27 protein-coding genes are annotated in these 26,008 nt (G+C 71.1%); 20 read left to right on the forward strand and 7 right to left on the reverse strand.

Going from position 1 to position 26,008, the window contains the following annotated elements:
* Positions 1-53: 53 nt before the first annotated feature.
* Together CK206_RS16680 and CK206_RS16685 are read right to left on the reverse strand one after the other, a co-directional pair.
* Positions 54-875 carry a CoA ester lyase gene (locus tag CK206_RS16680; protein WP_082923926.1) on the reverse strand — a complete coding sequence of 274 codons (822 nt, stop codon included), beginning with the start codon at positions 873-875 and terminating at the stop codon, positions 54-56.
* 109 nt (positions 876-984) lie between these two features.
* Positions 985-1,380 carry a VOC family protein gene (locus CK206_RS16685; RefSeq protein WP_069390275.1) on the reverse strand — a complete coding sequence of 132 codons (396 nt, stop codon included), beginning with the start codon at positions 1,378-1,380 and terminating at the stop codon, positions 985-987.
* A gap of 134 nt (positions 1,381-1,514) precedes the next feature.
* Between CK206_RS16685 and CK206_RS16690 the strand changes: the two genes are divergently transcribed.
* The gene (locus CK206_RS16690) at positions 1,515-2,507 is read left to right on the forward strand and encodes an ATP-binding cassette domain-containing protein (protein ID WP_069390276.1); all 993 of its coding nucleotides are present in this window, start codon (positions 1,515-1,517) and stop codon (positions 2,505-2,507) included.
* Complete coding sequence (locus CK206_RS16695) at positions 2,504-3,370, forward strand: ABC transporter permease (RefSeq protein WP_069390277.1); 867 nt, start codon at positions 2,504-2,506, stop codon at positions 3,368-3,370. The genes CK206_RS16690 and CK206_RS16695 overlap by 4 nt, the downstream gene beginning before the upstream one ends.
* A gap of 51 nt (positions 3,371-3,421) precedes the next feature.
* On the opposite strand, the gene CK206_RS16700 is transcribed toward CK206_RS16695, so the two are convergent.
* Positions 3,422-3,934, reverse strand: a complete 513-nt coding sequence (locus tag CK206_RS16700; protein WP_096907072.1) for a hotdog fold domain-containing protein — start codon at positions 3,932-3,934, stop codon at positions 3,422-3,424.
* 26 nt (positions 3,935-3,960) lie between these two features.
* Entirely contained in the window at positions 3,961-4,599 is a 639-nt protein-coding gene (gene mftR / locus CK206_RS16705) for a mycofactocin system transcriptional regulator (protein ID WP_067716583.1), read from the reverse strand.
* 113 nt (positions 4,600-4,712) lie between these two features.
* Between mftR and mftA the strand changes: the two genes are divergently transcribed.
* The 14 genes from mftA (at position 4,713) to CK206_RS16775 (ending at position 16,389) form a co-directional block, all read left to right on the forward strand.
* Positions 4,713-4,799: a mycofactocin precursor MftA gene (mftA, locus tag CK206_RS19730; protein ID WP_067716580.1), complete on the forward strand. Its 87-nt coding sequence runs from the start codon at positions 4,713-4,715 to the stop codon at positions 4,797-4,799.
* A 1-nt stretch (position 4,800) separates the two neighbouring features.
* Positions 4,801-5,127, forward strand: coding sequence for a mycofactocin biosynthesis chaperone MftB (mftB, locus tag CK206_RS16715; RefSeq protein WP_067716578.1), 327 nt, complete (start codon positions 4,801-4,803; stop codon positions 5,125-5,127).
* The gene (gene mftC, locus CK206_RS16720; RefSeq protein WP_067716575.1) at positions 5,124-6,353 is read left to right on the forward strand and encodes a mycofactocin radical SAM maturase; all 1,230 of its coding nucleotides are present in this window, start codon (positions 5,124-5,126) and stop codon (positions 6,351-6,353) included. Before mftB ends, mftC begins: the two co-directional genes overlap by 4 nt.
* A gap of 83 nt (positions 6,354-6,436) precedes the next feature.
* Positions 6,437-7,660, forward strand: coding sequence for a pre-mycofactocin synthase MftD (gene mftD, locus CK206_RS16725; RefSeq protein WP_067716572.1), 1,224 nt, complete (start codon positions 6,437-6,439; stop codon positions 7,658-7,660).
* A 35-nt stretch (positions 7,661-7,695) separates the two neighbouring features.
* Positions 7,696-8,511, forward strand: coding sequence for a mycofactocin-coupled SDR family oxidoreductase (locus CK206_RS16730; protein WP_096907074.1), 816 nt, complete (start codon positions 7,696-7,698; stop codon positions 8,509-8,511).
* 6 nt (positions 8,512-8,517) lie between these two features.
* The gene (gene mftE, locus CK206_RS16735; RefSeq protein WP_007633256.1) at positions 8,518-9,207 is read left to right on the forward strand and encodes a mycofactocin biosynthesis peptidyl-dipeptidase MftE; all 690 of its coding nucleotides are present in this window, start codon (positions 8,518-8,520) and stop codon (positions 9,205-9,207) included.
* A complete protein-coding gene (mftF, locus tag CK206_RS16740; RefSeq protein ID WP_096907075.1) occupies positions 9,204-10,691 on the forward strand; it encodes a mycofactocin biosynthesis glycosyltransferase MftF in 1,488 nt (495 codons plus the stop codon). The genes mftE and mftF overlap by 4 nt, the downstream gene beginning before the upstream one ends.
* Positions 10,688-11,959: a mycofactocin system GMC family oxidoreductase MftG gene (gene mftG / locus CK206_RS16745; RefSeq protein WP_269529482.1), complete on the forward strand. Its 1,272-nt coding sequence runs from the start codon at positions 10,688-10,690 to the stop codon at positions 11,957-11,959. The genes mftF and mftG overlap by 4 nt, the downstream gene beginning before the upstream one ends.
* Before the next feature lie 57 nt (positions 11,960-12,016).
* Positions 12,017-12,946, forward strand: a complete 930-nt coding sequence (locus CK206_RS16750; RefSeq protein WP_050797185.1) for an alpha/beta fold hydrolase — start codon at positions 12,017-12,019, stop codon at positions 12,944-12,946.
* Positions 12,947-13,127: 181 nt separating this feature from the next.
* The gene (trxA, locus tag CK206_RS16755; RefSeq protein WP_007631129.1) at positions 13,128-13,511 is read left to right on the forward strand and encodes a thioredoxin; all 384 of its coding nucleotides are present in this window, start codon (positions 13,128-13,130) and stop codon (positions 13,509-13,511) included.
* Positions 13,512-13,670: 159 nt separating this feature from the next.
* Positions 13,671-14,792, forward strand: coding sequence for an NDMA-dependent alcohol dehydrogenase (locus tag CK206_RS16760; RefSeq protein ID WP_007631130.1), 1,122 nt, complete (start codon positions 13,671-13,673; stop codon positions 14,790-14,792).
* A 143-nt stretch (positions 14,793-14,935) separates the two neighbouring features.
* A complete protein-coding gene (locus CK206_RS16765; protein ID WP_235027768.1) occupies positions 14,936-15,262 on the forward strand; it encodes a metal-sensitive transcriptional regulator in 327 nt (108 codons plus the stop codon).
* An 88-nt stretch (positions 15,263-15,350) separates the two neighbouring features.
* Positions 15,351-15,737 (forward strand): DUF302 domain-containing protein, encoded by a 387-nt coding sequence (locus CK206_RS16770; protein ID WP_007631133.1) that lies wholly within the window; start codon positions 15,351-15,353, stop codon positions 15,735-15,737.
* Positions 15,738-15,750: 13 nt separating this feature from the next.
* Positions 15,751-16,389: a DUF1707 domain-containing protein gene (locus tag CK206_RS16775; protein WP_067716564.1), complete on the forward strand. Its 639-nt coding sequence runs from the start codon at positions 15,751-15,753 to the stop codon at positions 16,387-16,389.
* Here CK206_RS16775 and CK206_RS16780 read toward each other — a convergent pair.
* From CK206_RS16780 to CK206_RS16790, 3 genes are read right to left on the reverse strand one after another with little or no spacing between them, the layout of a single operon-like run.
* Positions 16,386-16,901, reverse strand: coding sequence for a dihydrofolate reductase (locus CK206_RS16780; protein WP_096907076.1), 516 nt, complete (start codon positions 16,899-16,901; stop codon positions 16,386-16,388). The two genes, CK206_RS16775 and CK206_RS16780, sit on opposite strands and share 4 nt — an antisense overlap.
* A gap of 17 nt (positions 16,902-16,918) precedes the next feature.
* The gene (locus tag CK206_RS16785; protein WP_067716561.1) at positions 16,919-17,719 is read right to left on the reverse strand and encodes a thymidylate synthase; all 801 of its coding nucleotides are present in this window, start codon (positions 17,717-17,719) and stop codon (positions 16,919-16,921) included.
* 28 nt (positions 17,720-17,747) lie between these two features.
* Positions 17,748-18,497 carry a 3'(2'),5'-bisphosphate nucleotidase CysQ gene (locus CK206_RS16790; protein WP_096907528.1) on the reverse strand — a complete coding sequence of 250 codons (750 nt, stop codon included), beginning with the start codon at positions 18,495-18,497 and terminating at the stop codon, positions 17,748-17,750.
* A 66-nt stretch (positions 18,498-18,563) separates the two neighbouring features.
* Between CK206_RS16790 and CK206_RS16795 the strand changes: the two genes are divergently transcribed.
* The 4 genes from CK206_RS16795 (at position 18,564) to CK206_RS16810 (ending at position 25,951) form a co-directional block, all read left to right on the forward strand.
* Positions 18,564-23,330 carry an ATP-dependent helicase gene (locus CK206_RS16795; RefSeq protein WP_096907077.1) on the forward strand — a complete coding sequence of 1,589 codons (4,767 nt, stop codon included), beginning with the start codon at positions 18,564-18,566 and terminating at the stop codon, positions 23,328-23,330.
* A gap of 78 nt (positions 23,331-23,408) precedes the next feature.
* Positions 23,409-24,320: a cation diffusion facilitator family transporter gene (locus CK206_RS16800; protein WP_096907078.1), complete on the forward strand. Its 912-nt coding sequence runs from the start codon at positions 23,409-23,411 to the stop codon at positions 24,318-24,320.
* Positions 24,321-24,323: 3 nt separating this feature from the next.
* A complete protein-coding gene (locus tag CK206_RS16805; RefSeq protein WP_096907079.1) occupies positions 24,324-25,199 on the forward strand; it encodes a DNA-formamidopyrimidine glycosylase family protein in 876 nt (291 codons plus the stop codon).
* Entirely contained in the window at positions 25,196-25,951 is a 756-nt protein-coding gene (locus CK206_RS16810) for an SDR family oxidoreductase (RefSeq protein WP_096907080.1), read from the forward strand. The genes CK206_RS16805 and CK206_RS16810 overlap by 4 nt, the downstream gene beginning before the upstream one ends.
* Positions 25,952-26,008 lie beyond the last annotated feature (57 nt).

Consider the following 26,008-nt stretch of genomic DNA (forward strand, 5'->3'; position numbering starts at 1 on the left):
CAGGGCCCCGGCTGCACAACGCAGCCGGGGCCCTGTTCGCGCGCGAGGTCGCGTCAGCGAGCCCCGGCGTACGCCTGCGCGAGTCGCGCGATCTTCTGGGCCCGGGCCAGGCGCGGCAGGTCGGCGCCGTCGCGGGCGCGCTCACCGCCGGGACCGAGCTCATCGATCACGGACTCGGCCCACGAGACGTCGGCCGCGGAGGGGGAGAGAACCTCGTTGATGTAGGGCGCCTGGTCCACGCGGAGGCACAGCTTGCCGGTCATGCCCATCTCGACCGCGTGCTCGGCGGCGTCCTTGAGGACCTGCGTGTCATTGGAGATGGTCGGCCCGTCGATGGGCGGGGCCACGCGCGCGATCCGGCTGGCCACCACGAACTGCGAGCGCGTGTACGCCAGTGCGATCTGCGACGACCCGATGCCCGTGTCGCGACGGAAGTCACCGACGCCGAACGCCAGCCGCACCACCTGCTCGGACTTGGCGATCTCGGCGGCCTGGGCGAGACCGTCGGCCGACTCCACCAGCGCGACGATCGGGGTGTTCTCGGCCAGACGCGCGGCAGTGAGGGAGACGTGCTCGGCGTTCTCGGTCTTGGCCAGCATCACGCCGTCCAGCCCGGGGCAGTGCCCGAGCGCCATGAGGTCCTTCTCCCATTCGGGGGACCGGACGTCGTTGATGCGGATCCACGCGTGGTTCCCGGCCTCGAGCCACTGACGGACCTCACGACGGGCCCGTTCCTTCTCGGACTGCCGACACCCGTCTTCCACGTCGAGGACCACCACGTCCATCTCCGAGTTGACGGCGGCGTCGAAGCGCTCAGACTTGTCCGCGGGCAGCAGCAGCCACGAACGGGCGATGGTCGGTGGGATGGTCGACATGGGGCTCATGGGTTCCGGTCATCCTTTGGTCGTGAGGCGGCGACGATCGCGCTGGCAACCTCCCCACGATACGCCGGGCGCCCCCGGCGGGCGCATGCGGGAACGACTCTCACATCGCGGGTGCGGTGACCAGCTGGATCAGGTTGCCGCAGGTGTCGTCGAGGACCAGTGCCCACACCGGGCCCATCTCGGTGGGGGGTTGCACGATCCGGGCGCCCCGCTCCTTCAGTTCGTCGTGGGCCCGGTGGATGTCGTCCACCTCGAACTGCGCGGCCGGGATGCCGTCGGCGTGCAGGGCGGTGGCGTACGCGCGCGCCGCCGGGTGCTGGTCGGGCTCGAGCAGCAGCTGCGTGCCACCCGGGTCGCCCGGGTCCACCACCGTCAGCCAGCGGAAGTCCCCGGCCGGGAGATCGTGCTTGATCACGAAGCCCAGGACCTCTGTGTAGAAGGCCAGTGCGCGGGTCTGGTCGTCGACGTGGACGGAGGTCACTGTGATGCGCGGCATACTCCCCACGGTAGGTCGGCAGGCGTCCGTCGGCATCCGCTCCGGGGCCCGCCGGAGCCCATTGCTGACAGGAACTGTCCGCAAAGCGAGCGGTGAGTGTTGACTCGGACGCGGGCGGGGGACACCCTTTCTAGGTGAGCACCCGATCCTCCTCCGCGCCTGCGATAGAAGCAGAGCACCTCGTGAAGCGCTTCGGTGATTTCACCGCCGTGGACGACATCTCGTTCACGGTCCCCACCGGAACCGTCCTCGGGCTGCTCGGCCCCAACGGCTCCGGCAAGACGACCACCATCCGGATGATGACCACGCTGAGCCCGCCGACCTCGGGAACCGCCCGGGTCGCCGGGCACGATGTGCTGCGTGAGCCGGCGCAGGTCCGCAAGGCGATGGGGCTGACGGCCCAGTCGGCGACGGTGGACGAGTTGCTCACCGGGCGCGAGAACCTCCGCCTCATCGGCGACCTCTACGGCCTGCCCAAGAGGGCGGTCAAGGCGCGCGCGGACGAACTGCTCGAGAAGTTCTCCCTGGCCGACGCCGCCACCAGGGTCGCGAAGAGCTACTCCGGCGGAATGCGGCGTCGGCTCGACCTCGCGGCGAGCCTCGTCGCCGCCCCGCCCGTGTTGTTCCTGGACGAGCCGACCACGGGGCTCGACCCGCGGTCGCGCAATGAACTATGGGACGTCCTGCGGGGCCTCGTGCGGGACGGCACGACGTTGCTGCTGACCACGCAGTACCTCGACGAGGCCGACCAGCTGGCCGACCGGGTGATCGTCATCGACCACGGCAGCGTCATCGCCGACGGGACGCCGTTGCAGCTCAAGGACCGTTCGGGCGCGGCGAGCCTGGTGGTCACGGTGTCCCGACCGGACGACGTGGACGAGGCCGCCCGCGTCCTGGCGGGGCGCATCGAGGATCTGCACGTCGACCGGGACGCGCGCCGTCTCACCGCGCCGTCGGAGGGGGTCTCGGCCCTGGCCGCGATCGCGGCGGACTTCACCGAGGCGGGTATCGAGCTCGACGACATCGGCCTGCAACGGCCGAGCCTCGACGACGTCTTCCTCTCCCTCACGGGCCGCAAAGCGGAGGACCCGCAGACCGACACCACCGATCAGGAGACCCGGGTATGAGCACCGTCGCCGACCCCGCCACCACGTCCCCCGAGCGGGAGCACTTCTCCGTCCCGGTCCGTCCCGACGGGCCCTCGTTCGGCCGGCAGATCTCCGCGCTGGTGCGCCGCAACCTCTTCCACATCAGGCGCCAGCCGGAGAACCTCGCCGACGTCACCATCCAGCCGGTGATGTTCGTCCTGCTGTTCGCGTTCGTCTTCGGCGGTGCGATCGCCGTGGCGGGCAGCGGGGACTACCGGGAGTGGCTGCTGCCGGGGATCATGGCGCAGACCATGGCGTTCTCGTCGTTCGTCGTGGCCTCCGGGCTGTGCAACGACCTCAACAAGGGGATCATCGACCGCTTCCGGACGCTGCCCATCCAGCGATCGTCGATCCTCATCGCGCGCAGTGCGTCCAGCCTCATCCACTCCTCGATCGGCGTGGTCGTCATGTCGCTGACGGGCCTCATCGTGGGGTGGAGGATCCGCAGCGGGCTCCTCGACGCGCTGCTGGGGTACCTCATCCTGCTGGGCTTCGGCTTCGTCATGATCTGGATCGGCATCGTCGTGGGCTCGAGGCTCAAGACGATCGAGGCGGTGAACGGCGTCATGTTCACCACGACGTTCCCCATCACGTTCGTCGCCAACACCTTCGCCCCGCCGGAGTCGATGCCCGTGTGGTTGCGGGCGATCGCGGAGTGGAACCCGCTCTCCTCGGTCGTGCAGGCGATGCGTGAGCTCTGGGGGAACGCTCCGGCGGTCGGTCCGGACGCCGCCCTGCCGTTGCAGCACCCGGTGCTGGCGTCACTGTTGTGGATCGTCGGCCTGACGGTGGTGATCGCCCCGATAGCGATCAAGGCCTTCGACGCCCGCACCCGCGATTAGCGCGCCGGTCAGCCCGCCGACGAGCCCGCCGACGGGAGAGCCGGTACCGTCTCAGCGCTTCTTCCCGGGCGAGACGCGGATGGTGATCGAGCCGGTGATGGGCTCGACCCCGGCGTCGTCGACGAACGTCAGCGGGACCTCGACGTCCTGTCCGCTGGTGAAAGTCGAGAAGTCCGGCATGTCCGTCCACTCGGCGGTGACGGTCATGCCGCCGGTCGACATGGCGGGGTAGCGCACGTTCATCCCGACGGGGATCCATCGGTGGGTGGTGGGAACCGTGGCCTCGGCGAGCATGCCCATGGCCATCTCGGCGAGGTTGCACGCCGCGATCACGTGGAAGGTGCCGATGTGGTTGCGGTTGCCCCACCAGCCGGGTCCGCGGACGACGCAGCGGCCCGGTCGGAGTTCGACGACGTGCGGGTACGCCGTGCGGAAGTACGGGGCCTTGAGGCTCACCGCCGCGCTGAACAGGCGGGAGCCGAACGGGAGCCGGGTGGCGGTCTTCCACAGCCGGTAGGTGGAGGTGTCGGCGTGGTGGGTGGGGGAGGTGTCGGAGTCGGTCACGACGACGAGGTTACCCGCCGGTAAGTTCAGCGCGGTCGCCCACTGGGCTCGAACGCGTCCTCTCGGGCGAGGATCTGTGTCCCGTGACGCAGGAGCTCGTGGAGGCGATCCTGGTCGGCTCCGGGCTCGGCCACCCACAGGCGGTAGGCCGACAGCCCGATCCCCAGCGCGGCGTGCGCGGTCGCGGCGGGCACGAGATCGTCCACCGCCTGGCCGAGCCTGGCGGCGACGAACCCGGCCACGGCCCGGCGCCAGTCGGCGTACACGAGGGTCGAGTGCGCCTGCAGTTCGTCCACGCCGAGCAGGAGGCGCATCCGTAGTCGGTGCGCCTCCGTCTGCTCGCGGGGGAACGTGTTGAACGCGATGAGTGCGTCGGCGAGGGCGTCGCGCAGTGGCGTCTGCTCGGGCACGTCGGCGAGGTACTCCAGCATGAGGTCGATCTGCTCGTCGAACTCGCCCCAGGCGATGGCGGCCTTGCCGGGGAAATAGCGGAACAGCGTGCGGCGGGAGATGTGCGCGGCCTCGGCGATCTGGTCGACGCTGGTCGCGTCGTAGCCCTGCCGGGCGAACAGGTCGAGGGCCACGTCGACGATGGAGGCGCGCGTGGTCGACGGCCGACGTCCCGGGGGCCGTGTCCCGGTTCCGGGCAGTTCCGGCATTCCCATGACACGAGAGCCTAGATGAGTGACCCTTGCCACTGGCACTAAGTGCCAATATGATGCAGATCTCACCGGAAACCGGTGGGATGTCGCCGGAGTGCCAGACGAGAGGACACGTCATGGAGAACACGCAGAACACCGAGGTCGTGCTGGAGGAGGCCCTCATCGAGGAGGTCTCCATCGACGGCATGTGTGGGGTCTACTGAGATGACCTCCGCAGCAGCGCCGGCCGACGCCGAGCAGTCAGCCGCCCCGGCGGAATTCGACCTCGACGCCGGCTGGCGCCTGCACCCCGGGGTGGCGCTCCGGCCCGAGCCGTTCGGGGCACTGCTCTACCACTTCCACACCCGCAAGCTCAGCTTCCTCAAGTCGCCGACTATCGTCGAGGTGGTCCGCACCCTCGCCGACCACCCCACTGCGCGCGCCGCCTGTGCCGCCGCCGGGGTGTCGATCGATGATCCGGCGACAGCGCGGCTGTACCTGCACGCGCTCGGCCAGCTCGCCGCCTCGCGCATGATCGAGGAGACCTCATGACCAGCATGCTCGACCGTCCCGTCCCGGCGCCCGTCGGCCGCCTCGTCGACCAGTTCGAGCGCGGGCTCGACGCGCCGATCTGCCTGACCTGGGAACTCACCTACGCCTGCAACCTCGCCTGCGTGCACTGCCTGAGCTCCTCCGGTCGCCGTGACCCGCGCGAGCTCAGCACCGAGCAGTGCAAGGCGATCATCGACGAGCTGCAGAAGATGCAGGTCTTCTACGTCAACATCGGCGGAGGCGAGCCCACGGTCCGCTCCGATTTCTGGGAGCTGGTCGACTACGCCACCAGCCACCAGGTGGGCGTGAAGTTCTCCACCAACGGTGTCCGTATCGACGAGAAGGTCGCCAGGCGCCTGGCCGCGAGCGACTACGTGGACGTCCAGATCTCCATCGACGGTGCGACCGCGGAGGTCAACGACGCGGTCCGCGGCCCGGGGTCCTTCGACATGGCCTGCCGTGCGCTGCAGAACCTCAAGGACGCCGGCTTCACCGACGCCAAGATCTCGGTGGTGGTGACGCGCGAGAACGTCACCCAGCTGGACGAGTTCAAGGCGCTGGCCGACAAGTACGACGCGACCCTGCGCATCACCCGCCTGCGCCCGTCGGGCCGCGGCGCCGACGTGTGGGACGACCTGCACCCGCTGCCCGAGCAGCAGAGGGACCTGTACGACTGGCTGGTCGCGAACGGCTCCGACGTGCTCACGGGTGACAGCTTCTTCCACCTCTCGGCGTTCGGTGAAGGCCAGGGCTCGCTTCCCGGGCTCAACCTGTGCGGTGCCGGCCGTGTGGTGTGCCTGATCGACCCGATCGGCGACGTCTACGCCTGTCCGTTCGCCATCCACGAGGAGTTCCTCGCCGGCAACGTCGTCGCCGACGGCGGGTTCGAGACGGTGTGGCAGACCTCGGAGTTGTTCCGTGAGCTGCGCGAGCCGCAGTCGGCCGGGGCGTGTGCGTCCTGCGACTTCTATGACAGTTGCCGGGGTGGCTGCATGGCGGCCAAGTTCTTCACCGGGCTGCCGATGGACGGCCCGGACCCCGAGTGCGTCCAGGGGTACGGAGAGGGACTGCTCGCGGCTGAGCGCAGCATCCCCGACCCGTCGCAGGACCACACCCGGCCCATGGGACTCGCGGCGCGTAAGCAGCCCACCGGCCCGGTGCCGCTGACCCTCGTCACGACACCACCGCGCCGGCCCACCAGCCTGTGCGACGAGTCCCCGATCTGAAACCGGCCCGCCCGGACGAACCCCGCTGGCCCGGACCAACCCCGCAAGACCGGACGAACCCCCTAGAAGGAGCACCCACCACCGTGTCCCGCCTGTCGAAGATCGCCGAGGCCAACCCCTGGCGCCAGAACCCGTGGTTCGAGTCGGTCGCGGAGGCCCAGCGCCGCGCGAAGAAGAAGCTGCCCAAGAGCGTGTACATGGCGCTCGTCGGCGGAAGCGAAGCGGGGGTGACCATCCGCGACAACATGGACGCCTTCACCGAGCTCGAGCCCAAGCCCCACGTGATCGGCGCCAAGCAGGACCGCGAGATGGCCACCACGGTGATGGGCCAGCCCATCAGCCTGCCGGTGATGATCTCGCCGACCGGCGTCCAGGCCGTCACGCCGGACGGCGAGGTGGACGTGGCCCGCGCCGCGGCCGCCCGCGGCACGGCGATGGGACTGAGCTCGTTCGCGTCCAAGCCGATTGAGGAGGTCATCGCGGCCAACCCGCAGACCTTCTTCCAGGTGTACTGGCTCGGCGGCAAGGAGAAGGTGCTGGAGCGGCTGGAGCGCGCCAAGGCCGCCGGGGCGGCGGGCGTCATCCTCACCACCGACTGGTCGTTCTCGATGGGCCGTGACTGGGGCAGCCCGGCCATCCCGGAGAAGCTCGACGCCAGGGCCATGATCACCCTCGCCCCGCAGATCGCCGTGCGTCCCCGCTGGGCCGCCGAATGGGCCCGCGACGTGGTGGTCAACAAGCGGTTCCCCGATCTGACGACCCCCAACCTGGTGGGCAAGGGCGAGATGGGCCCGACGTTCTTCGGTGCCTACGGCGAGTGGATGGGCACCCCGCCGGCCACGTGGGAGGACATCGCCTGGGTCGTGGAGAACTACGACGGACCGGTCATGCTCAAGGGCATCACCCGGGTCGACGACGCCAAGCGGGCCGTCGACGCCGGGGTCACCGCGATCTCCGTCTCCAACCACGGCGGCAACAACCTCGACGCCACCCCGGCGTCCATCCGGTGCCTCGCGCCGATCGCCGACGAGGTGGGCGATCAGGTAGAGGTCCTGCTCGACGGCGGCATCCGTCGCGGTTCGGACGTGGCCAAGGCACTCGCGCTCGGTGCCCGGGCCGTGATGATCGGTCGCGCGTACCTGTGGGGGCTCGGGGCCAACGGCCAGGCGGGAGTGGAGAACGTCCTCGACATCATGCGTTCCGGACTCGACTCGAGCCTCATCGGGCTGAGCAAGTCCTCGATCTCCGAGCTGAACCGCGACGACTACGTCATCCCCGACGACTTCATGCGCCGTCTCGGCGTCTGACCCACCACCACGGAAGAGAAGGACACCCCCCTGTAATGGGAGATTTCGACGGCAAGGTCGTCTACATCACCGGTGTGGCCCGCGGCCAGGGCCGCAAGCACGCGATCCGCTTCGCGCGCGAGGGTGCCAGGATCATCGGCCTGGACCTGTGTGACTCGCCGTCCGAGTACGTGAAGTACCGGGCCGCCACCGAGGACGACCTGGCCACCACCATCGAGCGCGTGGAGGCCGAGGGAGGGGAGATCCTCGCCGAGGTCGGTGACGTCCGCGACCTGGCGTTCCAGCAGGCCCTCGTGGCCCGCGGCGTGGAGCGCTTCGGTGGCCGCCTGGACGTGGTGATCGCCAACGCGGGCATCTGCAACTGGGGCAAGGTCTGGGAGCTCGACGAGCAGCAGTGGCAGGACACCCTCGACATCAACCTCACGGGGTACTGGAAGACGCTGCGTGCGGCGATCCCGCACATGCTCTCCGCCGGTAACGGCGGGTCGATCATCCTGGTGAGCTCGGTGGCCGGTCTCAAGGCCATGCCGGTGCAGTCGCCCTACTCGGCGTCCAAGTACGGCGTGGTGGGCCTGGCCCAGACCGCGGCGAAGGAGCTCGGCGAGCGCGGTATCCGGGTCAACACGATCCACCCCTACGGTGTCCAGACGCCGATGGGCGCGGAGGACCCCGACGCGCTCGAGGTGTTCAACACCATGCCGCAGTTCCTGCCGCACTTCACGCCGATCCTGGGGATGGGCATGGCCACCACCGACGACATCTCGGACTCGGTGATGTTCCTCGCCTCGGACGCCTCGCGGACCATCACCGCCTCGACCTTCACCGTCGACATGGGCGCGATCAAGGTCTGACCCGACGTGACGGGCGCGATCGGCGCGACCGGCCGGGCCGGTGCGGGAGTGCTCGCGGTGCTGCCTCTCGGGGCGACCGAGCAACACGGCCCGCACCTGCCGCCGGAGACGGACACCCTCCTGGCCACCGCGACCGCCCGCGCCCTCGCCCCCGGTGACGTCCGTGTGCTCCCCGGCCTCGCCTACGGTGCGAGCGGGGAGCACCAGGCGTTCGACGGGACCGTGTCGATCGGCACCGAGGCCCTCGCCGGGACGATCATCGAGCTCGGCCGGTCGGTGAGCGCCTGGGCGGACCGGCTCGTCGTGGTCAACGGGCACGGCGGCAACGTCGACGCACTGCGCCTCGCGGTACCCCGACTCCGCTACGAGGGCCGCGACGCCGCCTGGCTGCCCTGCCGCACGAGCGAGGACCCCACGGACACCCACGCCGGTCACGCCGAGACCTCGCTCCTGCTGCATCTGCACCCCGACCTCGTGCGGGTCGACCTCGCCGCGCCCGGATGTGTCGAACCGTTGCCGCGGATCCTGCCCGCCCTCCGCGAGGGTGGCGTCGCGGCGGTGAGCCCGAACGGGGTGCTGGGCGACCCCACCACCGCCTCCGCCGACGAGGGCCGGCGCCTGTGGGAGGCGCTGCTCGACGACGCCCGCGGCCGCCTCGGACGCTGGCGGCCGGGGGAGGACGGGATGCTGCGATGAGCGAGGTCCCCCACGTTCTGCTCGACCGTCGTACCCGGGTATTGCGCCGTGGCGACGTCGTGCGGGTGCTGGGTGGCGACCCGGTCACCCTGATCACGCCGTCGCCGGCCGTGTCGGCTCTCCTGGACGGCGGCGAGACGGTCGCCACCGACACCCCCGCGGGTGCGGCCCTCGCGCGTGCCCTCACGGACCGGGGGATGGCCCACCCCGCCGGCACCGCGACGGGCACCCGTCCGCTGGCGGCCGTCGCGGTGGTGGTCCCCGTCCGTGACGACGCCGCCGGGGTCGCCGCGCTCTCGAAGGCGCTCGCGCCGGAACTCGCCCGCGGACTGCACCTCGTCGTCGTCGACGACGGCTCCACGCCGCCCCTGACCACCTCCGCCTCCCTGACCACCCCCGCCACCCCGGCCACCTCCGTCACCCCGGCCGCCACCACAATCCTGCGCCACGACGAGTCGAGGGGACCCGCCGCCGCCCGCAACGCGGGCACCGCCGCGGCCGTCGGGGCCGGGGCGCAGGTGGTGGTCTACCTCGACGCCGATGTGATCCCGCTGCCCGGGTGGCTCGACGTCCTGCTCGCCCGCCTCGACGACCCCCGGGTCGCCGCGGTCGCGCCCCGCATCGTGGCCGCCGAACCGGGGCGGTTCTGGGTACGCGGGTACGAGACGGCCCGCTCCGCGTTGGACATGGGGCCCGAGCCTGCGAGGGTCCGACCCCGCACACGGGTGGCGTACGTCCCCAGCGCGGCGCTCGCGGTACGACCCGACCGGTTGCCGCCCCCTCCCGAGGGCGGGGGAATCGGCCCGTTCGACGAACGCATGCGCGTCGCCGAGGACGTGGACCTGTGCTGGCGCACCGATGCCGCGGGGAGCCATCTGCGCTACGAGCCGGCCGCCAGGGTGGCGCACCGGCATCGCACGTCGCTCGGCGCGGTGGTGGCGCGGCGCGCGTTCTACGGGCGTGGAGCGGCGCCGCTCGCCGACCGCCACGGGGCCGCCGTGGCGCCCGCGGTGGCCGCACCGTGGTCCCTCGCCGTGGCGATCGGGGTGTGGAGCGCCACGCCGGTGGGGTCGCTGGTCGCGGCCGGTGCGATCGGGAGAGCGTGGTGGCGGACCCGCGGCCTCACCGGGGACGGTCGCGCGGCCGCCGGGTTGGTCACCCGGGGAGCCGGGGCGTCGGTCCGTCAGCTACCGCAGGCACTACTACGCCCGTATTGGCCGGTCACGGCGGCCGCGCTCGCCGCCACCGCCCGGTCCCGTTCCCACGCGGCTCGCGGCCTGCGCCAGCGTCTCCTCGCCGCGGCGGTGGCCGAGGGTCTGTGGCACTGGTGGACCGCCCGGGAACCCGGACGGCTGCCGATCGACGAGCCCCTCGGGCACGTCCTGCTCCATCGCCTCGACGACCTGGCCTACGGTGTCGGCGTGTGGCGGTCGGCGTGGGCCGCGCGCTCGCTCGACGCACTGCGACCGGACGTCACGCGGTGAGCGGCGCCGCGCGGGCCGACGTGGTGGTGGTCGGCGCGGGCCCGGCCGGCTGCGTGATGGGCCGCCGCCTCGCCGAGGCCGGTGCCGACGTCCTCCTGGTGGAGTCCGGCACCGCGAGCGCCTCGCCGCGCGCGGGCCTGCTCGACGTGGGTCCGGGGTCGCAGGTCGTCGCCCGTCATCGCGCCACACTCGGCGAGGCGAGACTCGACCTGCCCCGCGGCCGCACCCTCGGCGGGTCCGGAGCGGTCAACGGGGGGTACTGCGCCCCGGCGCGACCGGCGGACCTCGCGGAGTGGGGTCCGGACTGGCCGCGGCGGTACGCGGTGGGACTGGCCCGCGCCGCCGAGCGCCTCCGACCCGGGCTGGCGCCGATGGGTCCGGTCGCCGCGCGGGTGGCCGCCGCGTTCCCCGGCCGCGTGTCCGCGATCGGCCAGGCGCGCCGGGGCCCTCGGCGGGTGACCGCGTTCGACGCCTGGGACCCGTCCGGCGCGGGGGCCCGGGTGCGCACCGGGGCGCAGGTCCGGTCGCTCCGGTGGGAGGGCGGGCGCGTCGCCGGACGGTGTGACGGCGTGGTGCTCGACGACGACGAGGAGATCGGTGCCGGACAGGTGGTGCTGTGTGCGGGGGCGATCGGGACGGCCGCCCTGCTGACGGGGTCCGGGATCGGACCGTCCACCGGACACCCGGTCGGCCTCGGGGTGCAGGAGCATCCGGAGCTGCTGTTGGACCTTCCCGCGGACGTCCTGTCGGGCCGGGACCCGTACCCGCGTCCCGGCCCGGACGCGCCCGGGGGGCTGCCACCCCTGCTCTCCCATGTCGTCCGGCTGCAGCTGTCCGCGGCGGCCGAGGTCGAGATCCGTCCCTATGCCGTCCCCCTGCACCACGTCATCCCCGGCCTGGTGCCGGCGCCGCGCCGGATCGGGGTCGCCCTGATGACCCCGGTCGGTCGTGGCCGGATCGGTGACGACGGGACCGTGCACCTGGCCGACGATCCGCACGACGCGGCCGTCCTCGCCGAGGCCGCCGCGAGGGTGGCGGAGCGGATGGGCCTGGACGGGGACGTCACGGTCTCGACCTCGCAGCACCTGTCCGGCACCGCGCGGATCGGGGAGGTGCTCGACGACTCCGGACGTGTCCTGGGGGTGCCGGGACTGCGGGTCGCCGATGCGTCGGCGCTGCCCTCGCTGCCGCGGTGCGGCCCCTACTACACGGTCCTCGCGGTGGCCGAGGACCTCGCTACGCGGGTGATCGCCGAGCGGGCGTGGTAGAACGGCACGAGAACACGTTCCACCGATGGGGTGGGCGGCATCCCGGGAGGCCCGTACATGTCGAGTACCGAGACGATCTGCGAACCGCGGCAGTTCACGGTGGAACGCGACGGCGGTGTCACGCTGGTCGGCGAGGTGTGGGATCCGGTGGATCCGGCGGGCGACTCGCTCGACCCGGTCGAGGAGATCCTCATGCTGCACGGGGGTGCCCAGACCCGCCACGCGTGGAGCCGCGCCGCCCGCCGGCTGTCGGGGGAGGGGTACAGGGTCACCGCGATGGACGCCCGTGGTCACGGGGACAGCGACTGGGATCCGGAGGGTGACTACGACATCCACCGGCTGGCCGCGGACCTCGAGGCGATCGTCGCCGAGCGGTTCCCCTCCCGGCGTCCGGTGATCGTCGGCGCGTCCCTCGGCGGGATGACCGCGATGCTCTCGCTGGGCACCGGCAAGGACGTCGCCCGTGCGCTCGTCCTGGTGGACGTCACCCCGAAGCTTGAGGCAAAGGGTGTCGAGCGGGTCGGGGAGTTCATGCGCTCCGGGTTTAACGGGTTCGCCAGTCTCGAGGAGGCCGCCGACGCGATCGCCGCCTACCAGCCGCAGCGCAAGCGACCGCCTAATCCCGAGGGCCTGCGCAAGAACCTCCGGCTGCGCGAGGACGGACGGTGGCACTGGCACTGGGACCCCCGCTTCGCCGGTTGCGCCTCGGCCGACAACGCGGAACTCGGCAACGCCTTTTTCGAGGAGCTCGTCCCGCACATCACGCAACCGACCCTGCTCATCCGGGGCTCGGCGTCGGACATCGTCAGTGACGAGTCGGTGCGGCACCTGCGGGGGCTGCTCCCGCACGCGTACACGATGGAGGTGCCCGACGCCGGGCACATGGTCGCGGGCGACGACAACGCGGTCTTCCTCGACCAGCTCGAGAAGTTCCTCGCCGAGGTCCTCGACTCGCCGCCCCGCCGGGAGACGTCCCGGGAGGCGTGAGGCCAGGGGGGAGCTGGGAATAACCCGCCTCCGGCGACGTTGTCACTGACTACGCGCGGCATTCATACCCCCAGAGGTATGGATTGTCGCGGAAGGTCGTCGCCGGCGCGGGCTGTCCGTAGGCTGGCGGCGTAACGAGACGGGACGAGAGCCGCCCCGTCCGCGCTAGGAGGGCATTCGTATGAGCACCGTCGACATCACGACCGCCGAGTTCGAGAAGACCGTCACCGAGAACGACATCGTCCTGGTGGACTTCTGGGCCGAGTGGTGTGGCCCGTGCAAGGCGTTCGGTCCGGTCTACGAGAAGGTCTCGGGCAAGAACCCCGAGCTGACCTTCGCCAAGGTGGATACCGACGCCGAGCAGCAGCTCGGAGCGATGCTGCAGATCCAGTCCATCCCGACGCTCATGGCGTTCCGCGAGGGCATCGCGGTGTTCCGCCACTCGGGTGCCATCCCGGAGCAGGCTCTGGACGACCTGGTCGAGCAGATCAAGGGGCTCGACATGGACGAGGTCCGCAAGGCCGTCGAGGAGGCGCAGGCGCAGCAGGGTGACGCGCAGCCCTGATCGGCGGGTCGATCCACTCTCCTGACGGGACGACGGCGGCGGCGGGGTCCCGCCGGAACACGTTCCGGTAACCACCCCACAGGGTTCACCTATGGGGCTAACGTTGCTAGAACACGTTCCAGTGACGGGCTTCGCCCCGTCGCGCCCGGAGGGAGTTCAATGAAGACCAAGGCCGCCATCGTCCGAGAGCTCGGCAAGCCGTTCGAGATCGTCGAGGCCGAGCTCGACGGACCCAACTTCGGCGAGGTGCTCGTCAAGTGGAAGGTCGCCGGCCTCTGCCACTCGGACCTGCACATCACCAGCGGCGACCTGCCGGGTCGCCTGCCGATCGTCGGCGGTCACGAGGGTGCGGGCGTCGTCGAGGCGGTCGGTGACGGCGTCACCCACGTTCAGCCCGGCGACCACGTGGTGGGGTCGTTCATCCCTGCCTGTGGCAAGTGTTCGGCCTGCGCGCGCGGGATGACCAACCTCTGCGACGGTGGCCTCAACGGCACCATCGGTGAGATGGCCGACGGCCGCTACCCGTTCGCACTGGACAACGGCGAGACCGCCGGTGCCATGTGCACCCTGGGTACGTTCTCGCAGTACACCGTGGCCAACATGAACTCGGTGGTCAAGGTCCAGGACTGGATACCCTTCGAGGTCGCGGCCCTGGTGGGTTGTGGCGTCACCACCGGCTGGGGTTCCGCCGTCTACTCCGCCGACGTCCGGGCCGGCGACACCGTCGTAGTGTTCGGCATCGGTGGCATCGGCATCAACGCCATCCAGGGCGCCAAGCACGCGGGCGCCCGGTTCATCCTCGCCATCGACACCGACGAGTCGAAGCTGGCCAAGGCCAAGGAGTTCGGCGCCACCCACGTCTACACGGACGTCGACGAGGCCAAGGCCGAGCTGCCGGGCCTGACCTGGGGCACGATGGCGGAGAAGGCCATCATCACCATCGGCGTGGCCGACGCGAAGGTCACCGCCGACGCGACCGACATGGTCGGTAAGCGCGGCGTCGTCGTGCTCACCTCGATGGGCGGCCTCGACAACCAGTCGATCTCCCTGCCCGGCCTGTTCGTCTCGCAGTACGAGAAGGTCATCAAGGGCTCGCTCTTCGGCTCCGCCAACGCCTTCCACGACATCCCCAACATCCTGCGTCTGTGGGACGAGAAGCAGCTCAAGCTGGACGAGCTCATCACGCACCGCTTCACCCTCGACCAGGTCAACGAGGGCTACGAGATCATGGAGCGCGGCGGCGAGGGCATGGTCCGCGGGATCATCGTCCACGACGACTGACCGTCAGCTGGGCCGACAGTAACCGGCACTCGCGGAAATATACCCCCGCGGGTACACTGGAGTCATCCGGTGGACCCACGGGGGTCTCGCGTCAGTCCACCTTCACCGTCCGAGACCATCAGTGACCCACGAGAGGCACGACGATGTCAGAAACCGAGCGGGCAGTGTCCGACAAAGCAGTGTCCGACAAAGCAGTGTCCGCAAAAGCTGTGTCCGAGCCCAGGCAGCAGGTCCTCAACAGGTTGCGCCGCGCGCGCGGCCAGCTCAACGCGGTGATCGACATGGTCGAGCAGGAACGCTCGTGCAAGGAGATCGTCACCCAACTCGCGGCGGTGTCCAAGGCGCTGGACCGTGCGGGGTTCAAGATCATCAGCGAGAACATCCAGGAGTGCATCACCCGCGACGGCGAACCCGGCGCGGACGGGGTGGACCTGCCCGAGCTCGAGAAGCTGTTCCTCTCGCTCGCCTGACCACCGCCCGGCGCCGTGGCAGGCTGGGGGACGACACCGGAGACCAGAACCGACAAGACCAGCACCGACGACACCGGAGGTAGTCGACATGGACATCGGAATCGGCACGTTCACCGAGATGGAGTTCGACGAGGCGGTGGAGGCGACCCGTGCTGCGCTCGCCGACCGCGGGTTCGGGATCCTCCACGAGATCGACCTCACGGCCACCCTGAAGAACAAGATCGACAAAGACATCGAGCGTGTCCTCATCCTCGGCGCCTGCAATCCCGGGTTCGCGGGGAAGGCGTTCGACGTGAGCAAGGACGTCGCCCTGATGATCCCGTGCAATGTGGTGATCCGCGAGTCCGGCGGCGGCTGCGTGATCGAGGCCCAGAACCCGGATCTCCTCTCGCAGGTCATCTCCGGTGGCCTGCAGGACCTCGCCGACGAACTGACCACCGACATGCGCTCGATGATGAAGGACCTCACGCGCTGAGTAACCTGGGGGCATGAACCCGGAGCAGGACAACGACCCACGGACCCTGGCCCAGCGGCGCCTCGAGGCGATGGTGGGGCGAGGTGAGTTGTCGCTCGCCGAGTTCTCGGACCGAGCGGCCAAGATCTGGGCCGCGACCTGCCCCGCGGAACTCGAGGTGGCGCTGAGCGGTCTCCCCGCCGACCGGCCCGGCCCGGCACAGCACGCCCGACCGGCGCCGGTCGGCCCGGTGCATTCCGCGCCGCCGGCCACCCGTCCCGGCAGCGCGATCACCGTGGACGAGAGCCAGAAGAGGACCTCCGTCTTCGACACCCTCAAGCGCGAGGGCCGCTGGATGCTGCCGGACGACTACCGACTGACGTCGTGGCTGGGTGAGATCTACCTCGACGCCCGAGAGGCCGTCGTCGACCGCCCGCGCACCCACCTCCAACTGGATCTGTGGGGCGCCAACGCCAAGATCCTTCTCCCGCCCGGGGTCTCGGTGTCGATCACCGGCAACCGGACCATGAGCGAGCTGAGGATCGACGAGGGGCGCTACGACGTCCACGGCGGTCCCCACCTGGACATCGAGATCAACGGGTTCATGGCGGGCGCGAAGATCAAGATCCTCGCCGCGGGGGAGAAGATCCCCAAGACCTGGAAGTGGTTCTAGGAGATTCTCCGGCGACGCCACACGGTGTGCCGGTGCCGCACCTCGTCGTCGTACCCCTCGACCCGACTCCGTGGGTCGGTGATCCATTCGCCGACCTCGGCCAGTTCCCAGGCGTCGTCCAGTTCGGGCGCCAGCACAACGCCCGGCGCCTCGGCGTCGATCTCGGTCACCAGACACTCGTCCGCGGCGGACAGCGCCGCGGCGTAGATCTGGCCGCCGCCCATCACCGCGGCCTCCGGGCCTGCGAGTTCCAGGGCGCGCTCCACGGACCCGGCGCGTTCGGCGCCGTCGGCCGACCAGTCGGCGTCCCGCGTGCACACGACGTTGCGACGGCCGGGCAGGGGGCGGAACCGCTCCGGGATCGAGTCCCACGTCGCGCGGCCCATCACCACGGGACGCCCGACGGTGGCCTGCTTGAAGAACGCGAGGTCCTCGGGGATGTGCCACGGCATGTCTCGGCCGTCACCGATCACCCCGCCGCGGGCCTGCGCCCACACCATCCGCACGGTCACCGCAGCCGTCCGCCGGATCAGACCGCGACCGGGGCCTTGATGCCCGGGTGGTGCTCGTAGCCGACGACCTCGAAATCCTCGAAGGTGTAGTCGAAGATCGACGGGGCGCGGTTCAGCCGCAGCTCGGGGTAGGGGTACGGCTCCCGCGAGAGCTGTGTGCGGACCTGCTCGACGTGGTTGTCGTAGATGTGACAGTCGCCGCCGGTCCAGATGAACTCACCCACTTCGAGACCCACCTGCTGCGCCATCATGTGGGTGAGCAGGGAATAGGAGGCGATGTTGAACGGCACGCCCAGGAAGAGGTCGGCGCTGCGCTGGTACAGCTGGCAGCTGAGCTTGCCGTCGGCCACGTAGAACTGGAACAGCAGGTGGCAGGGCGGCAGGGCCATCTCCGACAACTCGCTGACGTTCCACGCGGAGACGATGTTGCGCCGCGAGTCCGGGTCGGTCCTCAGCAACTCGACGGCCGCGGCGATCTGGTCGATGTGGGCGCCGTCGGGGGTCGGCCACGAGCGCCACTGCACCCCGTACACGGGCCCCAGTTCACCGTCGGCGTCCGCCCACTCGTCCCAGATCGTCACACCGTTCTCGCGCAACCACCCGACGTTGGAGTCGCCACGCAGGAACCACAGCAGCTCGTACGCCACGGACTTGAAGTGCACGCGCTTGGTGGTGATCAGCGGAAACCCCTGCGCCAGGTCGTAGCGCAGCTGGTGGCCGAACAGGCTCCGCGTGCCCGTGCCGGTGCGGTCCGCCTTGGGGGCGCCCTGCTCCAGGACCAACCGCAGCAGGTCCTCGTACGGGGTGGGGACGGTCATGGGGCTCAAGTCTACTCAAGCGGCCCGGTCACGCGGTCCAGACCGGGTGCCCCGCCGTCACGGCGAGTACCTTCTCGGCGAGCTCGGGTCGGCACACGAGGATGTCCGGGGAGTAGGTGTCGGACTTGTTGAACTCGAGGGGCGACCCGTCGATCCGGGAGGCGCGCAGCCCGGCGGCGAGCGCCACGCCGACGGGCGCCGCCTGGTCCCACTCGTTCTGTCCACCGGCGTGGAGGTAGACATCGGCGTCACCGAGCAGGACGGAGAGCATCTTGGCGCCGGCCGACCCCATCGGCCGCACGTGCAACCCGAGCTCGTCGGCGACCTCGTGGATCCCGGCGGGCGGGTTGTTGCGACTGATCACCATGGCCCCCGAACTCGGGCCGTCGACGTAGTCGACCTGGTCCGACCGGAACACCCGGCCCGCGTCGGGGAGCCCGACGGCGGCGACGGTGGGCCGGCCGTCGACGACGAGCGCGACGTGCACCGACCAGTCCGACCGGCCGGTGGAGAACTCCTTGGTGCCGTCGATCACGTCGATGATCCACACCCGTGACTTGGCGAGGCGGCTGCGATCGTCGGCGACCCCCTCCGAGAGGATCCCGTCGTCCGGTCGGTGCACGGCGAGCACCTCGTCGGTCCAGTCCTCGGCGACGTCGTTGGCCACGCGCGCGAGCGAACGTCCGTGCAGCAGGCCGCCCGCGCGGGTGCCGCGGACGATGTCCCCGATGCCGGTGGCGAGGTGGGAAGCCAGGTCGTGGTCGTCGAGATCGCGCATGAGCACACTCTACGGAGCCCCGTGCGTGTCACGGCGTGTGTCGTAGCCGTACGACATCATGAGTTCATGTCCGTCGCCCTGGACCGGTTCCACCCGGCCACCGCCTCCTGGTTCCGTGGTGCGTTCGGCGCGCCCACCGCCGCGCAGTCCGGCGCGTGGGCGGCCCTCGCGGGCGGCGCCCACACCCTGGTCGTCGCGCCGACGGGCTCGGGCAAGACGCTGTCGGCGTTCCTCGCCGCGCTCGACGGACTGCTCCTGGGGCCGGCCGAACCCGACCCGGGCAGTGCCGCCGGGAGTGCCCGCGCGTCCGGCCCCGGCACCCGTGTCCTCTACATCTCCCCCCTCAAGGCGCTGGCCGTGGACGTCGAGCGCAATCTCCGGGCGCCACTCGCGGGGATCGCCCGGGAGGCCGCGGCGCTGGGCACGGAGACGCCGGAGGTGACCGTGGGGATCCGGACCGGTGACACCCCGCCGGACGAGCGACGCCGCCAGCGGGCCAGGCCACCGCACATCCTGGTCACCACGCCCGAGTCATTGTTCCTGCTGCTGACCTCGGCCGCCCGCGAGACCCTGACGGACGTGGACACGGTCATCATCGACGAGATCCACGCGGTCGCCGGCAGCAAGCGCGGCGCGCACCTCGCGCTGAGCCTCGAGCGTCTGGACGAGCTGCTCGACGCGCCCGCGCAGCGGGTGGGGTTGTCGGCGACGGTCCGGCCGCACTCCGAGGTGGCCCGCTTCCTGGCGGGTGAGCGCCCGGTCACCGTGGTGGCGCCGCGGTCGGACAAGAGCTTCGAGCTGTCCGTCCGGGTCCCGGTGGAGGACATGACCGACCTGTCCTCGGCCGCCCCGGATGTCTCCGCGCCACCGGGCACGCCGGGGCAGGGGTCGATCTGGCCGCACGTCGAGCGGCAGGTGGTGGACCTGGTCACCGCGCACCGCTCGACGATCGTCTTCGTCAACTCCCGTCGCCTGGCCGAACGGCTCACCGCCCGCCTCAACGAGATCTACGCCGAGGACACCGACCCCGGGTCCCTGCCCGAGCCCCCGGCCCGACCGCCAGCGCAGGTGATGGTGCCCTCGGAGGTCACGCGGGGCGCACCGCCGGAGTTGGCGATGGCGCACCACGGGTCGGTGTCCAAGGAGCGCCGGGCGCTCATCGAGGACGCGTTGAAGTCGGGCCGGCTCCGGGCGGTGGTGGCCACCTCGTCCCTCGAGTTGGGCATCGACATGGGGTCGGTGGACCTGGTGGTGCAGGTCGAGTCACCGCCGTCGGTGGCGTCGGGGCTGCAGCGCGTCGGCCGTGCCGGTCACCAGGTCGGTGAGGTCTCCCGGGCGGTGGTGTTCCCCAAGCACCGTGCGGACCTGGTCCACAGCGCGGTGACCGTGGAGCGGATGCTCGCCGGTGCGATCGAGGAGTTGTCGGTTGTCGCCAACCCTCTCGACGTCCTGGCCCAGCAGACGGTGGCGGCGTGTGCGCTGGAGCCGATCGACGTGGAGGAGTGGTTCTCGGCCGTCCGGCGCACGGCCCCGTACCAGGGGCTGCCGCGGTCGGCGTTCGAGGCCACGCTCGACATGCTCGCCGGTAAGTACCCGTCGGCGGACTTCGCGGAATTGCGGCCACGGTTGGTCTGGGACCGCGACGCGGGGACGCTCACCGGCCGCCCCGGCGCCCAGCGGCTGGCCGTCACCTCGGGCGGCACGATCCCGGACCGCGGACTGTTCGGCGTGTTCATGGTGGGGGAGAAGGCCACCCGTGTCGGGGAGCTGGACGAGGAGATGGTCTACGAGTCCCGCGTCGGTGACGTGTTCGCGCTCGGGGCCTCGAGCTGGCGCGTCGAGGAGATCACCCATGACCGGGTGCTGGTCACCCCCGCGCCCGGCGGCACCGGTCGGCTGCCGTTCTGGCTCGGTGACGACCAGGGTCGGCCCGCCGAGCTCGGCCGCGCGCTGGGCGGCTTCCTGCGGGAGGTCGCGGGCGGCACGGACGCGGAGGCCACCGCCCGGCTGGACGCCGCCGGCCTCGATGCCAACTCCGCCACCAATCTCCGGCGCTTCCTGTCCGAACAGCGCGAGGCCACCGGTCATGTACCCAGCGACACCACGCTCGTCGTGGAGCGTTTCCGCGACGAGGTCGGCGACTGGCGGGTGGTTCTCCACTCGCCGTTCGGGGCGCGGGTGCACTGGCCGTGGGCGGAGGCCGTGCGCGCCCGGCTCGCCGCCGCGCACGGATTCGACGCGGTGCCGGTGGTGTCCGACGACGGCATCATCCTCCGGGTACCGGACATGGGGGACGACGGCGAGGTGGGCGCACGCCCGGGAGCCGAGACGTTCGCCATCGGGGCCGAGGAGGCGGTGGACCTGGTCACCCGGCACGTGGGCGGGTCCGCACTGTTCGCCTCCCGCTTCCGTGAGTGTTCGGCGCGCGCCCTGCTGTTCCCCCGGCTCGACCCCGGCCGGCGGGCGCCGTTGTGGCAGCAGCGGCAGAAGTCGGCGCAGCTGCTCGACGTCGCCCGCCGCTACCCGGACTTCCCGATGATCCTCGAGGCGGTGCGCGAGTGTCTGCAGGACGTCTACGACGTCCCGGCGCTCGAGCGGATCCTGACCGAGATCGAGTCGCGCACCGTGCGGATCGTCGAGGTGGACACACCCAGTGCCTCGCCGTTCGCGCAGTCGCTGCTGTTCGACTACGTCGGGGCGTTCCTCTATGAGGGCGACTCGCCGTTGGCGGAGAAGCGGGCGGCGGCGCTCGCGATCGACCCGTCGCTGCTCGGGCAGCTCCTCGGTCGCGTCGAGTTGCGCGAGCTGCTCGACATCGAGGTCCTGGACTCGATCGAACGGCGGCTGCAGCACCTCGAGCCCGATCGCGCCGCCCGCGACGCCGAGGCCGTGGTCGATCTCCTGCGCCTGCTGGGCCCGCTCACGGCCGAGGAGGTCGCGGCCCGGTCCACCGACCCCGACGCCGCCCCCGCATGGCTCGCCTCCCTGGCCGAGGCGTGGCGCGTGGTCACCGTCGAGCATTCCGGCCGGACGTGGTTGGCCGGCGTCGAAGACGTGTCCAGGCTCCGCGATGGACTGGGTGTCCCGCCGCCGCCCGGGGTGCCGTCGGCGTTCCTCGGCGATGTCACCGACCCGCTCGGTGAGCTCATCCGGCGCTATGCGCGCACCCACGGCCCGTTCACCGTCGACGCGGTCGCCGAGCGTTTCGGGCTCGGGGTGGCCGTCGCCCGCGGCGTTCTCGATCGACTCACGTCTTCCGGGGCGCTGCTGGCCGGCGAGTTCCGTCCGGGCGCGACGGGCCCCGAGTGGTGCGACGCCGAGGTCCTGCGGCACATCCGCCGCCGCTCGCTGGCCGCACTGCGATCGCAGATCGAACCGGTCTCGCACTCCGCGCTGGGCCGCTTCCTGCCCGGCTGGCAGAGCCTCGGCACCGGAGCGGGTGCGGGCACAGGGCCCGGCGCCGAGTCAGGCGTGGACGGGGTGCTCGCCGTGGTCGAGCAGCTCGACGGACTCGCGGTGCCCGCCTCCGCTCTCGAACCGCTGATCCTGGCACCCCGGGTGCGGGACTACTCACCGACGATGCTCGACGAACTCCTGGCCGGGGGAGAGGTCATCTGGAGCGGGCGTGGTCGGGCGGGCTCACGCGACGGCTGGGTCTCCCTGCACCCAGCCGATTCGGCCGGTGCGACCCTGCCCCTCGATCGACCGAAGCCGGAGGGGCCGGTCCACCTCGCCGTCGTCGAGTCCCTGCGCGGCGGCGCCCTGTTCTTCCGCGACATCGTCGCCAAGGTGAAAGACGCGGCCGCCCCCGCGCCTACAGACCCTGCACCTACAGACCCTGCGAACACAGACCCTGCGACTACAGACCCCGTGCTCACCATCACCGAGGCCGCGGTCCGTGACGCACTGTGGGATCTGGTGTGGGACGGAGCGGTCACCAATGACACCTTCGCGCCGCTGCGCGCGGTGCTGGCCGGCGGCGGATCCTCGGGGTCGGGGACCGCGCATCGTTCGCCCAGGTCCTCCGCCCGACCGCGCCGTGCCCGGCTGGGCAGGACGACCATGGCCCAACTGAACGACTCCGTCGCCGCGGGTACGAGGACGCCGCCCCTGCTCGCCGGCCGCTGGTCGCTGGTGCCGGAGCCGGTCACCGACGCGACGCTGCGGGCCCACGCCTGGGCCGAGACTCTGCTACTGCGTCATGGTGTGGTCACGCGGGGCGCGGTGGAGGCCGAGGAGATCCCCGGCGGGTTCGCGGCCGTGTACAAGGTACTGGCGCAGATGGAGGACTCGGGCCGCTGTCGGCGCGGGTATTTCGTCGACGGCCTCGGTGCCGCCCAGTTCGCCGCCGGCAACACCATCGATCGGCTGCGGACCTTCGACGACACCGCCGACGACGCCCACTGGCCATCCGGTGCGGACGAGCCCGCCGTTCGGGTCCTCGCCGCGACCGACCCCGCCAACCCCTACGGGGCCGCCCTGCCCTGGCCCGCCGCACGCACCCGCAGCGACGGGGACATGGGCGGCGAGGGGACGGGGAACGGGTCCGGACACCGCCCCGGTCGCAAGGCGGGAGCTCTGGTGGTGCTGGTCGACGGAGTGTGTGTGCTGTTCGTCGAACGCGGCGGGCGAACCGTCCTGGTCCTCGACGACCGCGCCGGTGCCGTCCCGGCCGCTGCGACGGCGCTCGCCGGAACCGTGAAGTCCGGCGCGGTCGGCGCGCTCACCGTCACCACCCTCGGTGGCGAGCCCGTCCACACCTCGTCCCATGCCGCGGCGTTCGAGGCCGCCGGCTTCGGCATCACTCCCAAGGGGCTGCGGATCCGCCGCTGAACATCCACATCTTGAGTCGGCCGCGGCGAATAGTTAGAGTATGCGCATTAGTGCATGTGTTGGAAGGGGTGTTGTCGAATGGGTGCGGGCCATTCCCATGGTCGTCCCTCCGGCCACGCCGGTGGGCGATACCGGGCGCGCCTCGGGGGTGCGTTCGCCCTGACGGCGGCGTTCTTCGGGGTCGAACTGGTCGCCGGCCTGGTCTCCGGCTCCCTCGCCCTCCTCTCCGACGCCGGCCACATGGGCGCGGACGTGGTGGCACTCGGCGCGGCCCTCCTGGCCACGGTGGTCGCCACCCGGCCCGACGCATCAGGCCGCCGGACGTTCGGCCACTACCGCGTGGAGATCTTCGCCTCCGGCCTGGCGGTGCTCATCATGCTCGGCATGGGCGTGTACGTGCTGATCGAAGCTGTCGGTCGGCTCGGCTCCGACTCCTCCGTCGCCGCCGGGACGATGCTCGTCGTCGGCGCGCTCGGGCTCGTGGTCAACGTCATCTCCCTGCTGTTGTTGCGCAGCGGGTCCGGCGAAAGCCTGGCAGTGCGTGGCGCGTACCTCGAGGTGCTCGCCGATGCGGCAGGCTCCGTCGGGGTGATCGTGGCGGCGCTGCTCATGCGGGCGACCGGGTCGACGGTGTGGGATCTGGTGGTCGCGGTGGCGATCGCCGTGTTCATCGTGGTGCGGGCGGTGGCGCTCGGACGGCAGGTGGTCGCCGTCCTCGCCCAGCACGCGCCCGCCGGCGTCGATCCGGTGGAGGTGGAGGCCCAGCTCGGAGCCCTGCGTGACGTCGAGGAGGTCCATGACCTGCACCTGTGGACACTGACCTCGGGAATGGACGTGGGTACCGTGCACCTGGTGGTCGACTCGGTCGCAGATCACTCAGAGGTGCTCGGCGAGGCTCGGCGCGTCCTCCTGGAGGAGCACGGGATCGAGCACGTGACGGTGCAGATCGAGACCGCCGGGGTCGTCGGTTGCCGCGAACTGGGGTGGTGAACCGTGCCCGAGGGTGATTCGGTGCACCGGGCTGCGGCGCGGGTCCGCGAGGCCCTCGCCGGCCGCACCCTGGACAGGAGCGAGCTCCGTGTACCGAGATTCGCCGCCGTCGATCTCGCGGGCAGGTCGGTGGTGACGGCCCGGTCCCGGGGGAAGCACCTCTTCGTCGTCGTCGGCCCCGACGATGAGGGCCGTGACCCCGTCACCCTCCACATCCACCTCAAGATGGAGGGCCGCATCCACGTCCTGCGTGCGGGGGACCGGTGGCGGTTCCCCGCGCACACCGTCCGGCTGCTCCTGCGTGCCGGTGACGTCGAGGTGGTGGGCACGGAACTCGGACTGCTCCGCGCACTGACCCCCGCCGAGGCCGACCGCGCCGTCAGCCACCTCGGGCCCGATCTCCTCAGCGCGAATTGGGACCCGGTGACGAGCACAGACGAGGTCGTGCGGAGGATCAGCGAGCGACCCACTCGTACGATCGGCGAGGCGTTGCTCGACCAGCGCAATCTGGCCGGGATCGGGACCGTCTACCGGGCGGAGCTGTGTTTCCTGCGCGGGGTGGACCCGCGGGATCCGGTCGAGGTCGTGCCGGACCTCCGTGCGATGGTCACACTGGCGCGGCGGATGCTGGTGGCCAACGCCGACCGCACAGTCCGGGTGACGACCGGCGACACCCGGCGCGGGCGCGAGCTGTGGGTGTACGGCCGCGACGGCAAGCCGTGCCGCCGGTGCGGGACCGAGGTGGAGACGTTCCGTCTCGGAGGACTCGCGGACCCGGACGAACCGAGCGACTCCCTGGATCGCATCGCCTACCGTTGCCCGTCCTGCCAGCCGCGTCGTGCCACACTGGGCGCATCGCCAACGGAGGAGAACTCGTGACCGACCGCAAAACGATTCTGATCACCGGTGCCAGCTCTGGCCTCGGGGAGGGAATGGCCCGCCGCTGGGCCGCGCAGGAGAAGAACCTCGCGCTGTGCGCGCGGCGCCTGGACCGCCTGGAGGAGCTCCGAGCCGAACTGCTGGCGGCGAATCCCTCGATCACGGTGGCGGTCCGCGAGCTCGATGTGGCTGACGGTGACGCGGTGGAGCGGGTGTTCGGCGAGCTGGACGCCGAGCTCGGCGGCATCGACCGGTTCGTACTCAACGCCGGGCTGGGCAAGGGCGCCTCGATCGGCACGGGGAAGGCGCACGCCAACCGGGAGACCGCGATGGTGAACGTGGTGGGCACGCTGAACCAGGCAGAGGCGGCGATGGAGCGGCTCTTCACTCGAGGTGAGGGGCACCTGGTGTTCATCTCGTCCGTGAGCTCGTTGCGCGGCATGCCGAAGGCGCAGAACACCTACGGCGCGACCAAGGCGTTCGTCTCGGCCCTGGCGCAGGGCCTGTACGCCGAGCTCGACAGTGCCGGTAGCCGGATCAAGGTGACGGACATTCTCCCGGGGTATATCCGCACGGACATCAACCGGTCGGTGAAGACCGCGTTGATGACCGAGTTCGACGAGGGCGTCGACGCGCTGGTCAAGACGATCGACGCCGAGCCCACCCGCGCGCTGGTTCCCGCCAAGCCGTGGAAGGCGATCGGCCCGCTGCTGACGCTCCTGCCCGAGAAGGTCAGCCGCCGCTTCGTCTGACCCACTGGTGGCCCCACCCGGGCCCCGACGAGGGCCGCGCCGGTCATGCCCGGCGCG

It is taken from the genome of Dietzia sp. WMMA184, assembly GCF_002441635.1.
Taxonomy (GTDB): domain Bacteria; phylum Actinomycetota; class Actinomycetes; order Mycobacteriales; family Mycobacteriaceae; genus Dietzia; species Dietzia kunjamensis.

Excerpts from the sequence above, each read along its gene's own strand:
- CK206_RS16785 (WP_067716561.1), bottom strand. The coding sequence starts at position 17,719 with ATGACCGTCCCCACCCCGTACGAGGACCTGCTGCGGTTGGTCCTGGAG.
- CK206_RS16775 (WP_067716564.1), top strand. The coding sequence starts at position 15,751 with ATGAACCCGGAGCAGGACAACGACCCACGGACCCTGGCCCAGCGGCGC.
- mftF (WP_096907075.1), top strand. The coding sequence starts at position 9,204 with ATGAGCGAGGTCCCCCACGTTCTGCTCGACCGTCGTACCCGGGTATTG.
- CK206_RS16730 (WP_096907074.1), top strand. The coding sequence starts at position 7,696 with ATGGGAGATTTCGACGGCAAGGTCGTCTACATCACCGGTGTGGCCCGC.
- CK206_RS16695 (WP_069390277.1), top strand. The coding sequence starts at position 2,504 with ATGAGCACCGTCGCCGACCCCGCCACCACGTCCCCCGAGCGGGAGCAC.
- trxA (WP_007631129.1), top strand. The coding sequence starts at position 13,128 with ATGAGCACCGTCGACATCACGACCGCCGAGTTCGAGAAGACCGTCACC.
- CK206_RS16765 (WP_235027768.1), top strand. The coding sequence starts at position 14,936 with ATGTCAGAAACCGAGCGGGCAGTGTCCGACAAAGCAGTGTCCGACAAA.
- CK206_RS16770 (WP_007631133.1), top strand. The coding sequence starts at position 15,351 with ATGGACATCGGAATCGGCACGTTCACCGAGATGGAGTTCGACGAGGCG.
- CK206_RS16795 (WP_096907077.1), top strand. The coding sequence starts at position 18,564 with ATGTCCGTCGCCCTGGACCGGTTCCACCCGGCCACCGCCTCCTGGTTC.
- CK206_RS16790 (WP_096907528.1), bottom strand. The coding sequence starts at position 18,497 with ATGCGCGATCTCGACGACCACGACCTGGCTTCCCACCTCGCCACCGGC.
- CK206_RS16760 (WP_007631130.1), top strand. The coding sequence starts at position 13,671 with ATGAAGACCAAGGCCGCCATCGTCCGAGAGCTCGGCAAGCCGTTCGAG.
- mftA (WP_067716580.1), top strand. The coding sequence starts at position 4,713 with ATGGAGAACACGCAGAACACCGAGGTCGTGCTGGAGGAGGCCCTCATC.
- CK206_RS16800 (WP_096907078.1), top strand. The coding sequence starts at position 23,409 with ATGGGTGCGGGCCATTCCCATGGTCGTCCCTCCGGCCACGCCGGTGGG.
- CK206_RS16750 (WP_050797185.1), top strand. The coding sequence starts at position 12,017 with ATGTCGAGTACCGAGACGATCTGCGAACCGCGGCAGTTCACGGTGGAA.
- mftC (WP_067716575.1), top strand. The coding sequence starts at position 5,124 with ATGACCAGCATGCTCGACCGTCCCGTCCCGGCGCCCGTCGGCCGCCTC.
- CK206_RS16685 (WP_069390275.1), bottom strand. The coding sequence starts at position 1,380 with ATGCCGCGCATCACAGTGACCTCCGTCCACGTCGACGACCAGACCCGC.
- mftR (WP_067716583.1), bottom strand. The coding sequence starts at position 4,599 with ATGGGAATGCCGGAACTGCCCGGAACCGGGACACGGCCCCCGGGACGT.
- mftB (WP_067716578.1), top strand. The coding sequence starts at position 4,801 with ATGACCTCCGCAGCAGCGCCGGCCGACGCCGAGCAGTCAGCCGCCCCG.
- CK206_RS16680 (WP_082923926.1), bottom strand. The coding sequence starts at position 875 with ATGTCGACCATCCCACCGACCATCGCCCGTTCGTGGCTGCTGCTGCCC.